This is a genomic window from Devosia sp. LjRoot16 (genome assembly GCF_964252795.1).
Taxonomy (GTDB): domain Bacteria; phylum Pseudomonadota; class Alphaproteobacteria; order Rhizobiales; family Devosiaceae; genus Devosia_A.
Genome location: NZ_CAXUPH020000001.1, coordinates 1,981,425 through 1,994,539 on the forward strand (window position 1 = coordinate 1,981,425; position 13,115 = coordinate 1,994,539).

11 protein-coding genes and 1 riboswitch are annotated in these 13,115 nt (G+C 67.1%); of the genes, 1 reads left to right on the forward strand and 10 read right to left on the reverse strand.

What is annotated here, in order from left to right:
• Window positions 1–4: 4 nt before the first annotated feature.
• Together ACSQ23_RS09460 and ACSQ23_RS09465 are read right to left on the reverse strand one after the other, a co-directional pair.
• Window positions 5–613: a YkoF family thiamine/hydroxymethylpyrimidine-binding protein gene (locus ACSQ23_RS09460; RefSeq protein ID WP_436090444.1), complete on the reverse strand. Its 609-nt coding sequence runs from the start codon at window positions 611–613 to the stop codon at window positions 5–7.
• Window positions 604–717, reverse strand: a riboswitch (TPP riboswitch). (Overlaps the previous gene by 10 nt.)
• A 137-nt stretch (window positions 718–854) precedes the next feature.
• Complete coding sequence (locus ACSQ23_RS09465) at window positions 855–3,143, reverse strand: acetamidase/formamidase family protein (protein WP_436090445.1); 2,289 nt, start codon at window positions 3,141–3,143, stop codon at window positions 855–857.
• 334 nt (window positions 3,144–3,477) lie between these two features.
• On the opposite strand from ACSQ23_RS09465, the gene ACSQ23_RS09470 reads away from it, so the two are divergent.
• A complete protein-coding gene (locus tag ACSQ23_RS09470; protein ID WP_436090446.1) occupies window positions 3,478–4,929 on the forward strand; it encodes an acetamidase/formamidase family protein in 1,452 nt (483 codons plus the stop codon).
• A 32-nt stretch (window positions 4,930–4,961) separates the two neighbouring features.
• On the opposite strand, the gene ACSQ23_RS09475 is transcribed toward ACSQ23_RS09470, so the two are convergent.
• The 8 genes from ACSQ23_RS09475 to ACSQ23_RS09510 all read right to left on the reverse strand — a co-directional run bounded on the left by ACSQ23_RS09475 (window position 4,962) and on the right by ACSQ23_RS09510 (window position 13,032).
• Window positions 4,962–5,426, reverse strand: coding sequence for a hypothetical protein (locus tag ACSQ23_RS09475; RefSeq protein WP_436090447.1), 465 nt, complete (start codon window positions 5,424–5,426; stop codon window positions 4,962–4,964).
• The gene (locus ACSQ23_RS09480; protein ID WP_436090448.1) at window positions 5,423–6,277 is read right to left on the reverse strand and encodes an IclR family transcriptional regulator; all 855 of its coding nucleotides are present in this window, start codon (window positions 6,275–6,277) and stop codon (window positions 5,423–5,425) included. The genes ACSQ23_RS09475 and ACSQ23_RS09480 overlap by 4 nt, the downstream gene beginning before the upstream one ends.
• A 97-nt stretch (window positions 6,278–6,374) precedes the next feature.
• Window positions 6,375–7,418 carry a lactonase family protein gene (locus tag ACSQ23_RS09485; protein ID WP_436090449.1) on the reverse strand — a complete coding sequence of 348 codons (1,044 nt, stop codon included), beginning with the start codon at window positions 7,416–7,418 and terminating at the stop codon, window positions 6,375–6,377.
• A gap of 20 nt (window positions 7,419–7,438) precedes the next feature.
• Window positions 7,439–8,602: an alanine racemase gene (locus ACSQ23_RS09490; RefSeq protein WP_436090450.1), complete on the reverse strand. Its 1,164-nt coding sequence runs from the start codon at window positions 8,600–8,602 to the stop codon at window positions 7,439–7,441.
• 2 nt (window positions 8,603–8,604) lie between these two features.
• Window positions 8,605–10,203 (reverse strand): N-acyl-D-amino-acid deacylase family protein, encoded by a 1,599-nt coding sequence (locus ACSQ23_RS09495; protein WP_436090451.1) that lies wholly within the window; start codon window positions 10,201–10,203, stop codon window positions 8,605–8,607.
• Window positions 10,200–11,249 carry a Gfo/Idh/MocA family protein gene (locus ACSQ23_RS09500; RefSeq protein WP_436090452.1) on the reverse strand — a complete coding sequence of 350 codons (1,050 nt, stop codon included), beginning with the start codon at window positions 11,247–11,249 and terminating at the stop codon, window positions 10,200–10,202. Before ACSQ23_RS09500 ends, ACSQ23_RS09495 begins: the two co-directional genes overlap by 4 nt.
• On the reverse strand, window positions 11,246–12,130 hold the full coding sequence (locus ACSQ23_RS09505; protein ID WP_436090453.1) for a carbohydrate ABC transporter permease: 885 nt from the start codon (window positions 12,128–12,130) through the stop codon (window positions 11,246–11,248). The genes ACSQ23_RS09500 and ACSQ23_RS09505 overlap by 4 nt, the downstream gene beginning before the upstream one ends.
• A complete protein-coding gene (locus ACSQ23_RS09510; RefSeq protein WP_436090454.1) occupies window positions 12,130–13,032 on the reverse strand; it encodes a carbohydrate ABC transporter permease in 903 nt (300 codons plus the stop codon). The genes ACSQ23_RS09505 and ACSQ23_RS09510 overlap by 1 nt, the downstream gene beginning before the upstream one ends.
• Window positions 13,033–13,115: the final 83 nt, after the last annotated feature.

Here is a 13,115-nt window from a genome sequence, read left to right on the forward strand (position 1 = left end):
TGCCTTAGCGGGCGGTCGGGCTGTTCGCGGAAACGGTCAGGTCGATGGTGACGTGTCCTTCGGGCGGCCCGAACCGGCAGAAGGCTTCGGCCAGCGTCGCAAACACCGGACCGGCATCGCCGCGCAGCACCGAGCAGAAGTGCTTGGAGCGATCGAACACACCTGAGCTCTTCAGGAAGTCGATGCAGCCATAGATCTCGTCCATGTGCTGGCCGGTGCCCATCACGTAAAGCGAGAACTGGGCGGCGATGGATTGGCCGGTCTCTGCTGCCGAGGCGACCGCCGAACGGGCGGCCGCTTGGCGGGCGGCCAGCGGTTCGAGCGGATCGGCGAGGGCGTTGGTGTTGCAGATCGCCTCATCGGGCTCGCCAGGACAGCCGCGTGAAATGGCGGCCGAGAAGGTGACATGCTTGCCGGCCTGCGTCGCCGCGACGAAGAGGTCGCGCATGGCCGGAAACAACACCTCCGGCGGCCCGACCAGGAGGGTCGAGATATCGTCGGTCTCGATGCGCAGCCGGTCCCGATAGGGATCGAGCGCACCGAGTGCCGAGAGGATGACGCCGACGAAATCGTCGGTCATGGGATAAAGGGAAATCTGTGCGCCAGAAAACATCGCCCGCCTCGCTCCGCTGGTATTACCCAGATCAGCTTTAGGGTCCGCGCACTTGGCGTGCCGCATCTCAGCCCCGGCAATACGGAGCACCCCTGTGGATGGCGTTGCTTAGACCACGGTTGGGTCGGCTTTGGAAGAGGCGGCTTCGAATTTGGGTTGATTGGCCCGGGCGTGCCCATCATTGGCCGGACGCAGTATGCGCCGGGTTGACGCGGGCCGGCTTCGTACTCGCTCGGTCCGGCTAGCGCATGCTGCGACCGCGGAAGATCGCCTTGTCGATAACGGCATGGACGCCGAAGTTGCCGTCCGCGACCTGGGTCACGCCGAAATCGACGGCGAGCGACATGATGGTCAGCGCCTCGTCTTCGTTCAGTCCGTAGACGTCCATCAGGAACCGGCGCGTCTGCCGGAAGGCGTTGCGCAGCGCCAGGTCCACGGTCGACTTCTGATAGACCTCAGCCTGGGCATTGCGACCGAGATCGCGCAGGTAGTTGAGGTGGCTGAAACTCTGGATCACCCAACTGTCGGGGGTCTCGATCAACGGCGCCTTGAGCCCGGTGACGCAGGCCGCTGCGTCGGCGGCTCCCGCCTTGTGGAGGCGGATGCGGATGTCACCGGTCAGCGAGCATTCAAGCCCAGTGCCGTTGATCTCGCCGTCGGACAGGGCGAAGTGCCCGTCGCCCATCGAGAGCAGGCCGCCCTCCACCGATACCGGCAGGTAGATCCGGGACCCCTTGCCGGCGCGCCAATTGTCGATATTGCCGCCGAAATAGCTCGGCGGGATAGAATCGACGAGTTCGGACTCCCGCGGCGCCAGCGCCACGAAGCCGAAATGCAGGCGCGCCGGAATGGCGATACCTTCGAGCACGGTGCGATGCTCGACCAGAGTGTGATCGACCGGCACGCCGGGGTAATCCATGGTCTTGTGCATGACGCCGAACGGATCGACCTGCGGCTGCCACACGTAGCTGTAGAGCGGACGAGCCTCCTGGGGTCGCTCGAGATCGATCTCGAAGATGGTGACGGTCTCGCGCTTCGCCCGGTCGAGCAGATCACCATACTGGTAGCCCCACCAGGCCGAGGCGTTCGAGGCGAAGGCCTTGCCGGTGTGCAGCGGATTGCCGCTGGGCCGGGGCCGGATGTCGATGATTTCAACCTCGATCACGTCGCCGGGCTCCGCCCCGCGCACGTAGATGGGGCCGGTGCAGATATGCACCCCGAACCCTTCGCCCGCGCCGCGCCCGAACACCGAGGCGTTCATCGGTCCGGCTCCGCGCCGGTCGATGTTCTTGCCTTCACTCGTCCAGCCGAAGACGCTTTCGGCGCCAGCATCCCCCGCCACCATCCGATCCCAGTCGTCGCCGGAATGCTGGGTGAGCGTCTCGATCGTGACAGTGGCTCCCGGCTCGACCCGCAGCACCGGCGGCAGCGTGCGACTGACATAGCCCCAGTGTACCGTGTCGGCGGTCGCCGGCAGGTGATGCCGATCGCCGGGCCACGGCTCAGGCTCGGGCCTCGTTGCCTCCTGCGGCCCGGCCGGCGGAGTTTTCGCGGGCGGTACAGGCTGGTGCGTCGTTGGCCTGCCACGCTGGGAGTAGCCGTCATCGACCGGCACGGCGGCGCGGCGCATCTCCGTGGGGGTCATGCGGAAAGCCGTGCTGAAGGCGCGGCTGAAATGCGCCTGATCCCGAAAACCCCAGCGCTGGCCGATGGCGGCAACGCTTTCGCGTGCGTGGTTCGGATCGAGCAGGTCCACCTTGCAGCGCTGCAGCCGCAACTGCCGTACATGGTCGGAGAAATTCTCGCCCCGCCCTTCGAACAGCCGCTGCAGGTAGCGTGCCGACATCCCCTCCTGGCGGGCGATATCGGTGAGCCCCAGATCGGCGTTGGTGAGCTGGCTGTCGATCGCGGCCGAGACTCTTCGGAAATGCGCCGCCTGCACCTGGGTCAGCCCGCCGTCCGGGGCGTTTGCCTCACCGAGCAAAGCGCTTGCCACCAGTTCGGTGAGCGCGATCTCGCCGGCGGCCAGATCGGCCTGGCCGAGATTCTCAATATCAGCGGCCAGCGTCCGCAACAGCGGCCGAGCCGCGGCGGCCGCCACTGTGCGGCCCAGCACGACCGGCAGCCGCACCGGCACGCGGCCCAGCCGCGCCGCCAGGGGCCCGCGTTGCAGTCGCAGCAAGACGGCACGGAAATCGGTACGCCAGTGCATCTGCCAGGCTGTGCTCATCTCGAGCGCGACGAGGTCTCCGTCGGCCAGCTCGAGCGCGGTTCGCCCGGCGGTGAGCCGCGCCCTGCCTCTGCCGACGAGCAGCAGGAGCATCGGCGCCCCAGGCCCGTGCGCAACACTCTCGAGCGCCTGCGCTTCACCGGCGAGATCGGCGAGCAGAGCACCGGAGCTGGAGGGCGAAACCGCGATAGTGCCGCTGGCTCCGCTGGCCTGCAGCCCCAGTTGCGCGAGCCGCTCCAGCCATGCGGCGCGGCGGCGGTCGAGGGGCACGGTTTCGACGCTGAACCGGACGGCGCTCATGGTGTCCCTTCACGCGCCGCAGACTGCGGCGCTGCTTCGGCACCCACCTCGATCAGAGCTTCCCAACCCTGAGCTTAGCATAGCCCGGCCGCCCCGCCAGTCTTTGCCGTGAGACGAACAATCTCTTGCCTTTTGGCCGTCAGGCAGGCGCCCGGCAAGGTTCGGCTCGGAGTACTGCTTCAGACGTACCTTGTTGATAATGCTGAAAAAAAGAGAGCGACGAAGTGCCAGAAGCCGATCGAGCCGGGGTCCGGACAGCCTCTTCGCCCGATTGCCTGAGCCGGGCCTGACCGGGATAGTTGCGCGTAGATGCAACCCCGGCGAAGGACACCCCATGTGCAAAGGCGATGACGTTAACTGCCCTCAGTTCGAGGCCCACTATCGAAGCTTCAAGGAGGATCTCAACGTCGAGCGCCGCAGCTTCCTCAAGAGTGGCTTCCTGGCGGCGGGTGGCCTTGCCGCCCTCGGCGCCGGCGGGGGCATATCGCTGGTCACCCCGGCGCTGGCCCAGGCCTCTGCCGCCCGCCAGCCGCAGCAGCGCGCTTACCACTATCTCCCGGCTACCGCCGACACAGTGCATTGGGGCTTTTTCAGCAAGACGCTGAAGCCGCAGGTCGAGATCGACTCGGGCGACATCGTGACCATCGAGACCCTGACGCACCACGCGGGCGACGATCTCGAGCGCATGGTCGAGGGCGATGAAGGCGCCGAAAGCGTCTACCTCTGGACCAAGGACAAGAAGGGCGTCGACCGTCGCGGCGCCGGCCCGACCGACCCGGCCGTCTACAAGAAGGGCTCGGGCGAAGGCATGGGCGTCCACATCCTCACCGGCCCGGTGTTCGTGCGCGACGCCGAACCGGGCGACATCCTCGAGGTCCGCATCCTCGACTGCACCCCGCGGCCTTCTGCCAACCCGAAATTCGCGGGCAAGTCCTATGGCTCGAACGCCGCAGCGAACTGGGGCTTCCACTACAACGACATGCTCGAGGGCAAGAAGCGTGAGGTGATCACCATCTATGAAGTGGACGTCACCGGCAGCAAGAGCTGGGCAGAAGCGGTCTATAATTTCCCCTGGGTGCCGCAGACCGATCCGTTCGGTGTTACCCACACCACCATCGACTATCCCGGCGTGCCGGTCGACCACGCGCTGACGACGCGCAACTACGACGTGCTGAAGGGCATTCGGCTGCCTGTTCGCCCGCATTTCGGCACGCTTGGCCTGGCTCCCGCCGAAGCCGATTTCGTCGACACCGTGCCGCCCAGCTATACCGGCGGCAACATCGACAACTGGCGCATCGGCAAGGGCGCGACGATGTACTACCCGGTCGCCGTCGAAGGCGCGATGATGTCGGTCGGCGACCCCCATGCCAGCCAGGGCGACAGCGAACTCTGCGGCACGGCGATCGAATGCTCCCTCACCGGCACCTTTCAGTTTATCCTGCACAAGAAGGCCGACCTGGCCGGCACCCCGCTGGAAGAGCTCAACTATCCCATGCTGGAGACCCAGACCGACTGGCTCGTACACGGCTTCTCGTTTGCCAACTACCTCGAGGAGTTGGGCCCCTCGGCGCAGAGCGACATCTACTCGAAGTCGTCGGTAGACCTCGCGCTGCGCGACGCGTTCCGCAAGATGCGGCACTTCCTGATGACGACCAAGGGGCTGACCGAGGACGAAGCGGTGTCGCTTATGTCGATCGGCGTCGATTTCGGCGTCACCCAGGTCGTTGACGGCAACTGGGGCGTCCATGCGATCGTCAAGAAGGACATCTTCGCCGGTCGCGGCTGACCCCGGGATATGTGCACCGGGGGCTGGTACCGCTACAGCGGCAGGTAGCCGGTAAAGCCGGCGATCTTCCAGGCCTCATGCTCGCGGCGTAGGTGAAATACCGAGCGCCAGGCGAGGACCATGGCGTCCCCGGATTGGCGCCGGATCTGGCCATCGATGCGCTTATGCGCGAGCGCCGCGTCGCCGTTGATGTCGATGCGGTCGATCGATTGGCTGCGGAACCAGGCGGCGCGCAGGGGCTCGGCGAACTCGGCCGGGTTCCAGCGGGCGGCGATGGCGGCATCGCGATAGGCGGTAACCGACGCATAGGCCGGGCGCCAGTCGGCCGGATCGAGCGACAGCGCGGCATCGATGCCGAGAAAGCCGGACTCGACATAATCGGTGGCAACCAGCGACCAGTCGCTGCTGAGGAAGAAATCGCTGTCGCGCTTGACCAGCATTTCCCAGATGGCGAAGCGATCGGCATCAGCGGCGGCGAAGGGATTGGTTTCGCTCATTGCACGTCCGGGGGTAGCGGGAAATGCGGTTCGGGCAGGTCGCCGCCCATCGACTGCGAGATCCTGCGCGCGGCGCGGTAGAGCATGATCGCCGCATCGTCGAAGGGGACGATGATCTGCTGGCTGGTGAGGAACGGCATGGTCAGCGCCGCGATCGAGATGCCGGCTGTGTTGATGATCGGAAAGCTCAGGTCGGTCACCCCCTGCACCATCTCGCCTTCGATCCGCTCATAGCCGCGCGTGGCAATGGTCGCGACCCGGCTGCGGTAGCGTTTGGCCTGGTCGGGCGGCAACAAGGCCTCCGATTGGCCGATGATCCAGGCCTGCACCGGTGCGGGCTGGAAGGCGATGATGGTGCGCCCCGAGGTGCCGCGGATGGCCGGACTGGCCGCGCCGACGCGCAGCCGGATGGCAATGGGGGCGGGGCTATCGACCTGGGCGATGATGCGCTGGTTGAGCCCGTCGAGCACCGCCATGTGGATGGCCTGCGAGGTCTCGAGCGCCAGGGCGTTCATGATCGGCTGGGCGGCATCGACGACCCGGCGGAACGGCGGGAACAGCGTCGCAAGGCCATAGAGCTGGGTGGAGAGCACCAAAGCTTCTTCACCGGGCGGCCGGATCAGGTAGCCGCGGCGCTCGAGCGCCATCACCATGCGATAGACTTCCGACAGCGAACGGCCGAGGCGCTGGGCGATCTGGCTGGGGGTGACCGGCACGGTGAGCGTCGCCAGCAGCTCGAGCACATCGAGGCCCTTTTCCAGCGCCGGGGCGGTGTATTCTGCCTTAGGAACGGGCTTCCGGCGCTTGCGCGATCCCTTGGCGGCGGGCGCACCGTCTTCAGCTGCTGCCATGCTCCCCCCGCTCGCTCGTTTCGGCGCCGATGTCCACTAACACCGCGCCATTCGGCCCGCCACCATGAGGGAGGGCCGGGGCACAGGAATCGCCAGCTCAATCCCAGAGCAGCAGCCAGCCGGCGCCGGGACAATCGAACAGATGCTCAACGCCGGTCGGAACCCCGTTGGCGAGCGGCAGCGCCTTGACCGCGCCGGAGTCCCAACCGGCGACCAGCACGTGGCTTTCGGTGACCAGCAAATGCTGCGGCCATTGGGTCTGGCTGTCGCGTTCGGCGACCAGCACCGGGGTGGCGCCGGAGACGTCGAAGGTCGAGATGGTGTCGAGGCTGCGGTTGGCGAAGTAGACGTGGCGGCCATCCAGCGCGCGCTGGATATCGCCGGGATAGTTGCGGCTCCAGCGCGTCTTGCCCGGGCCGGGTTGCTGCGTGGCCCTGACATTGGCCCAGCTGGTGGCGGGATCGCCGAGGCGGCCGACCACGAGGTTGGAGCCGAGCTCGCCGCTGACCGCCAGCCGCCCGTCGGGCAGCACGACAGCGTGCCGCGGTCCGGTGTTGGCGGGGACTGCCGTCGCCCGCATTTGGCTCAGGGCGTCGGCGCCGGGCTTCGACAGGTCGAGGCTGAACTCACGGATGAGGTCGGCGCCGAGGTCGATCACCACCAGCGTCGCGCCGATGAAGAAGGCCTGGTGCGGGTGGGCGTCGTCCTGCCGCTCGAGCTCGGGACCGCCGCCGCTGAGTTTCAGCTGCGCGATCGGTCCCTCGAAACTGCCATCGGTAGCGAGGCGCTGCAGGCCCAGCGTGCTGGTGGTGTAGTTGGTGACGATCAGCAGCCGGCCGCTCGGGTCAACGACGAGGTGGCAGGGCTCGGCGCCCTCGCTCGATTTCTCGCCGAGGGTAATCGCCGTGTCGCCCTCGATGCGCCAGGCATGAATATCGCCCTCCATGCCGACCCGCGAGGTGCCGTAGACCACCGGCAGGGTGGGATGACGCGTCAGGCTCGAGAGCTGGTTGACGCGGGCCAGGGTCTTGCCCTGCCACTTGCCATCCTGCTGCACCCAGCGGGTCAGCCCATGCAGTTCGAATATGCCGCGCGAGGCGACCAGCAGCGACTGCCCCTCGGCCAGTTTGAACTCCGACATCGTTCCCCCCAAAACAAGACCTACTCGGATGCGCCGGGACCGAAGCCGTCCCAATGCGCCACGACCTGGCCGTTCTCGACCACACTGGCGCGGCGCAGCATGGCGAAGGCCATGCAGACATGGTTCGGCACGATCTCCAACCGTGTCCCTACTGGTAGCGGCATCGGCGCGCCCTGGCCATGCCAGCGCAGCCAGCCATGTTCTTCCGACATCCGCTCGATCACCCAGCCGGGGGCGTTGACGATCAGCCCCATGCCGGGAAAGGCGTCGCGATGCGCCGAGGCCGGCACGAGGTCGGTGCTCAGCGATTTCGAACCGGCGTCGATACAGGCGCGCTCGGGGTCGGGATGGCTGACCACGGTGGCGATGACACGGATGGCGGTGGTCTCGAGGCTGGCATTGCCGAGCGCGATCTGGCCGACATCGTTGAAGGCATAAATGCCGGGGCGGATCTGGGTGACGCCGGGTACATGCGCCACTTCGCGCGCCGAAGCGGAGGCGCCGAGCGAGACGATCGGCAGCGGCACGCCGCGACCCCGGATCGTCTCGGCGACGCCGACCATGAACGCCCCGGCGGCCTTGGCGCGGCTCGCGAGATCCGGGTGGTCCTTGGCGCCATAGGTGGTGCCTTCGTGGGTATAGATGCCGACGAGCTCGACGCCCGGCAGGGCGTGGACGGCGGCCGCCACAGCGGCGGCCTGGTCGGCAGCGACGCCTTCGCGGCCGAGCCCGGAGTCGATCGCCAGCATCATCCGCGCCGTGGCGCCGGCGGCGGCGAACACCGCGCCGATGCTGGCGGCGGCGGCTTCGCTGTCGGTGGCGAGTGTCAGGTCGACGTGGCGCGACAAAGCGAGGGCGCGTTCGGCCTTGTCGGCCCCGACGATCGGGTTGGCGACGAACAGCCGCTTCACCCCGGCGGCGGCGAAGGCTTCCGCTTCGCCGAGCTTGGCGACGCAGAGGCCATCGGCGCCGTGCGCCACCTGGCGGAGGCCGATCTCGGCCATGCGATGGGTCTTGGCATGCGGGAAGAGTTCGACCTTGGCCGAGCGGGCGATGGCCGCCATCTCGTCGAGATTGCCATCGAGCACGGCGAGATCGAGCACCAGGCCGGGGGTCGAGACTGGCAGGTCGGCCCAGCTCGGGCCTTCGGCGTCGTGGGCGATGGAGATTGCGGTTGCGGCCATGCTCAGGCTCCCAGCGTCAGCGTGCGGCCGGCGCGATGGCCGGTGACGCGATTGTTCTCGACGGCGAACTGGCCGTTGACCACGACATGCACGATGCCGGTCGCCGCCTGGCGCGGATGCTCGTAGGTGGCGTTGGCTTTGACCGTATCCTTGTCGAAGACGACGAGATCGGCCTTGGCGCCGGCGGCGATGCGGCCGCGATCCATCAGCCGCAGCCGGTTGGCCGCCGAGCTGGTCATGTGGCGCACGCACTCCTCCAGCGTCAGCACCTTCTCGTCACGCACATAGGTTTCGAGCATGCGCGGGAAGGTGCCCCAGGAGCGGGGGTGAGGGCGGTCGCCAACCAGGATACCGTCGCTGCCGACGGTGTGTTCCTCGCGCTGCATCAGGGTGCGGACATGCTCCTCGATGCCGATGAAGAACACACAAGGGGCGGCGCGCTCGGTGGCGATCAGCACGTCGAGGGCCAGCTCGGCCGGCGAGGTGTTGAGCTTGCGCGCCGCGTCGGCGAGGTTGCCCTCCATCATCCATTCCATCTCGGGCGCACCGGGCAGGCCGGCGAGGTAAACGCTCGACCAGTTGACAGTGAGGCCCTGGTGGCCATCCGAGCCGATGACGTCGAGCGCCTCGATGATGCGCTTGCGGGTCTCCGGATCCCTGAGCCGCGCCATCTGCTCGTCGCCGCTGCCCGACAGCGCCCAGCTGGGCAGCTGCGACAGCAGCGTGGTCATGCCGGCGAGGTAGGGATAGGCGTCGAAACTCAGATCGACGCCGTCGGCGATGGCGTCGTCGAACATCTTGAGCAGCTGCGGCAGCTTGCCCTTGTTGGCCTCGAAGCTCAGGTGGGTATGGGCGAGGTGCAGCGCCACGCCGGAGCGCCGGGCGATCTCGAAGCACTCGCCATAGCCGCCCAGCGCGTCGGTGCCGTAATTGCGGTGGTGCGGGCAGTAGAAGCCGCCATATTCGGCCACCACCTCACACAGCGCCACCAGTTCGTCGGTATCGGAATACATTGCCGGCACATAGGTGAGGCCAGTCGAGAGGCCGACGCCGCCTTCCTCGAGCGCGGTGCGCAGCAGCGCCTTCATCTGCTCCAGCTCGTCAGGGGTGGCGAGCCGCGCTGCGTTGCCCATCACCAGCATTCGGAGGTTCCCATGCGGCACGAGGTAGGCGCAGTTGACCGCGACATTGCCGTCGAGGCGCTTCAGGTATTCGGCAACGCTGCGCCAGTTCCAGTCGAAGCCCGGCGGGTCGTCGTTCCAGCCCTTGATCTGGCTGCGCATCTCGATGAGCGTCGCATCGTCGATCGGGGCATAGCTGAGGCCATCCTGGCCGAGCACTTCGGTGGTGACGCCCTGGCTGAGCTTCGACGTGTGATCGGGGTTCACCAGCACCTGCAGGTCGGAATGGGTATGCATGTCGATGAAGCCGGGTGCGATGCAGAGGCCGTCGATTTCGACGATCCGATCGGCCTCCGGACGACGGGCGCCCTTGAAGATGCCGGCGATGCGATCGCCGATCACCAGCACATCTGCGCGCACCGGCGCATTGCCGAGGCCGTCGACGACGAGGCCGCCGGTAAACAGGGTGGAGGTGCTCATAGGGTCTCGATCTGCAGTTTCTGGTTGGTCTTGGCGCTGAGATAGATGGCGTCGGTTACCGCGACCACGTGGGCCGCGAGCCGCGCCGTGAGGCCCGCCGGGGCCGGGGCGCCGAAGGCGCAGGCGATCAGGGCCTTGGTCGGGGCGCCGGGATCGTAGAGGCCGGAAGCTTCGGGGGCCTGATACTCGACCACCTCGCCGCTGGCCCGCACGAGGCGAAGCGTGTCGGCCACCGAGTCGGCCCAGAGCTGGCCGTTCCGGCCATAGAGCGCGAAATGCCATTGCGGCCGCGCCAGGTAGGGGTGAGTGGAAGCCGAGCTCAGTGCGGCCGAACCGCCGCCGGCGAACTCGGCATTGACGCTCGTATGCAGGTCGATATCGCTCTTTGGCGGAAAGGTGCTGGCGTTGAGCGCGACGATCGGTTCGCCCACCAGCCATTCGACCATGCCGAGCTGGTGCGACATGGTCACTGCGGCCGAGCCGCCGGCGGAGATCGCCTTGTCGGTATAGGTCGCGGTGTTCGAACTCGCCTTGCCACCCCAGCCGCCATCGGTGCTGCCCGAGAGCAGGGCCCGGGTGTTGACCGCGAGATGCATGGTCAGGTGTTCGACCTGGCCGATCTCGCCGGCCTCGATCAGCTTGCGGCTCAGCGCAAAGATCGGCGCTGCGGGCCAGCCGAAGCCGACGAGCAGCGCCTTGTTCAGCCGCTCGGCCGTATCGCGCATCCGGCGGGCCGGCGCGGCGCTCAGCGCGAAAGGCTTTTCGACCAGCACGTGGGCGCCCGCTTCGAGCGCCGCGATCACCTGTTCCTCGTGGGCGACGGGTGGGCTCGAGACGACGACGATGTCGGGGCCGAGCGCCAGAGCTTCGCGCCAGTCGGCAAAGTGCGGGGCACCGAATTGCGCCCCGAGGCTTGCCGCCATTTCGGCATTGGGGCTCGAGAGCGCCACCAGCTCGACGCGCGGGTCGGCGGTGAGCGCCGGCAGGTGGCTCGACTGCGACCAGGCGCCGGCGCTGAGCACGGCGGCCTTGATGGTTGAACTCATTTGCCCACCCCGGCGGTGAGAGCGCCGACGACGTGACGCTGGAAGATCAGCACCAGTACGGTCGGCGGCAGCATCGACATGACGGTGGCCGCGGCCAGCGCGTTCCAGTTGAACTGCTGCACCGACTGGAAGCCGGCGAGCAGCGGCGGCACGGTCAGCTGGTTGGTGAGCACGAGAGCGTAGAAGAACTCGCTCCAGGCTTCGAGGAAGATCAGCACGCCCGCCGCGACGAGGCCCGGCCGGGCGATCGGCACGATGATGATCCACAGCGTCTGGAGCCGGGTGGCGCCATCGATCTTGGCCGCCTCCTCGATCTCGCGCGGCAACTGATCGAAGTAGTTTTTGAGGATCATGATGGCGAGAGGCAGGGTGAAGACGTTGTAGCTGATGACCAGCGCCCACGGGGTGTTGAGCACGCCGATGACGCGGAAGGCCACGAAGAATGGGCCGATGATGGCGATGGCCGGCACGATGCGCGTGGCGATCACCGACAGTTCGAACACCCGGGCGCCGCGGAACGGATAGCGCGACAGCCCATAGGCGGCGGCGCCGGCGATGCAGAGGTTCAACACCACGAGGATCGAGCTGACGAGGAGGCTCTGGCCGATCGTCGGCACCAGCCGGGTGCCCATATCGGTGCTGCCGATACCCTTGCCGCCGGTATTGCCGAACAGCACCGCCATATAGTTGTCGAGCGTGACGCTGGAGGGCACCAGCGGGAAGGGTTTGACACCCAGCTGCGACGGGGTGATCAGGCTCGAGACCACCAGGTACCAGACCGGCAGCAGGATCCAGATGGCGAAGACCAGCACGCCCAGGTAGATGGCGACGCTGGTGGCGAGGCTGCGGCGCCGGCCGCGCTCGAAGGCGGAGGACGCCATCAGTGCATCTCCCTGCGATAGAACAGCCGGACGATGGTCAGGCCGCCGATCAGCGCGACGACGCCGAGGATGACGGCGAGCGCCGAACCGAGCCCGATATTGGTGTTCACGAACAGCTGCCGGTAAATCAGGATGCTGAGCACCTGCGTGGTGTCGCCGGGCCCGCCCTGCGTCATGGCAAAGACCACATCGAACTGCAGGAAGGCATAGATCACATTGAACACGGTGACGGTGATCAGCACCGGCCGCAGCCAGGGCAGGGTGATGTTGCTGAAGCGCTGCCACCAGTTGGCGCCGTCGAGCTGGGCCGCTTCGTTCAGCTCCTCGGGCAGGGTCTGGAGGCCGGCGAGCAGCAGGATGCCGGCAAAGCTCGCCTGCCGCCACACCGCGGCGAGCACGGTGATCGGCAGCGCGGTGTTCGGGTCGGACAGGAACGGGTGATAGTCGCTGGTCAACCCCAGCATCATCAGCACGGCGTTGAGCCCGCCGACGCTGCCATCGGCAAACCATTTCCACAGGATGCCGATGACCAGCCAGGGCGTCGCCCACGGAATGATCAGCAGCGCGCGCGCCAGCCCGCGGCCGATGAAGCGCTGGTTGAGCAGCATCGCCATGGCGAGGCCGATCACTGTCGAGAGGATGACGAAGCCGACCGAGAAGGTCAGCGTCACCTGCGCCGAACGCCAGAACACCGGGCTCAAGAAGATGATGGTGAAGTTCTCGAGTCCGACGAACGGCCCGAAGCTCGAGCCGCTCGCGGGCACATCGTGGAGGCTGTAGACCAGGGTAAGCAGAGTCGGCAGGGCCAGCAGCACGATCAGGATGATCATCGCCGGCGCCACGAGCTTCAGCCCGAATGCGCGATCGGCCTTCGGTCCGAGTAGGTCAGCTGCTCCTGCCATGGGCTCCTGCGTCCTGTTGCTTGGTCATGACTATTCAACCCGCCACGGTCTCGCGGTGGATCGGTGCGCCACCGCCCCGGAGG

Excerpts from the sequence above, each read along its gene's own strand:
- ACSQ23_RS09475 (WP_436090447.1), bottom strand. The coding sequence starts at position 5,426 with ATGAGCGAAACCAATCCCTTCGCCGCCGCTGATGCCGATCGCTTCGCC.
- ACSQ23_RS09500 (WP_436090452.1), bottom strand. The coding sequence starts at position 11,249 with ATGAGTTCAACCATCAAGGCCGCCGTGCTCAGCGCCGGCGCCTGGTCG.
- ACSQ23_RS09490 (WP_436090450.1), bottom strand. The coding sequence starts at position 8,602 with ATGGCCGCAACCGCAATCTCCATCGCCCACGACGCCGAAGGCCCGAGC.
- ACSQ23_RS09505 (WP_436090453.1), bottom strand. The coding sequence starts at position 12,130 with ATGGCGTCCTCCGCCTTCGAGCGCGGCCGGCGCCGCAGCCTCGCCACC.
- ACSQ23_RS09495 (WP_436090451.1), bottom strand. The coding sequence starts at position 10,203 with ATGAGCACCTCCACCCTGTTTACCGGCGGCCTCGTCGTCGACGGCCTC.
- ACSQ23_RS09480 (WP_436090448.1), bottom strand. The coding sequence starts at position 6,277 with ATGGCAGCAGCTGAAGACGGTGCGCCCGCCGCCAAGGGATCGCGCAAG.
- ACSQ23_RS09460 (WP_436090444.1), bottom strand. The coding sequence starts at position 613 with ATGTTTTCTGGCGCACAGATTTCCCTTTATCCCATGACCGACGATTTC.
- ACSQ23_RS09485 (WP_436090449.1), bottom strand. The coding sequence starts at position 7,418 with ATGTCGGAGTTCAAACTGGCCGAGGGGCAGTCGCTGCTGGTCGCCTCG.
- ACSQ23_RS09510 (WP_436090454.1), bottom strand. The coding sequence starts at position 13,032 with ATGGCAGGAGCAGCTGACCTACTCGGACCGAAGGCCGATCGCGCATTC.
- ACSQ23_RS09465 (WP_436090445.1), bottom strand. The coding sequence starts at position 3,143 with ATGAGCGCCGTCCGGTTCAGCGTCGAAACCGTGCCCCTCGACCGCCGC.
- ACSQ23_RS09470 (WP_436090446.1), top strand. The coding sequence starts at position 3,478 with ATGTGCAAAGGCGATGACGTTAACTGCCCTCAGTTCGAGGCCCACTAT.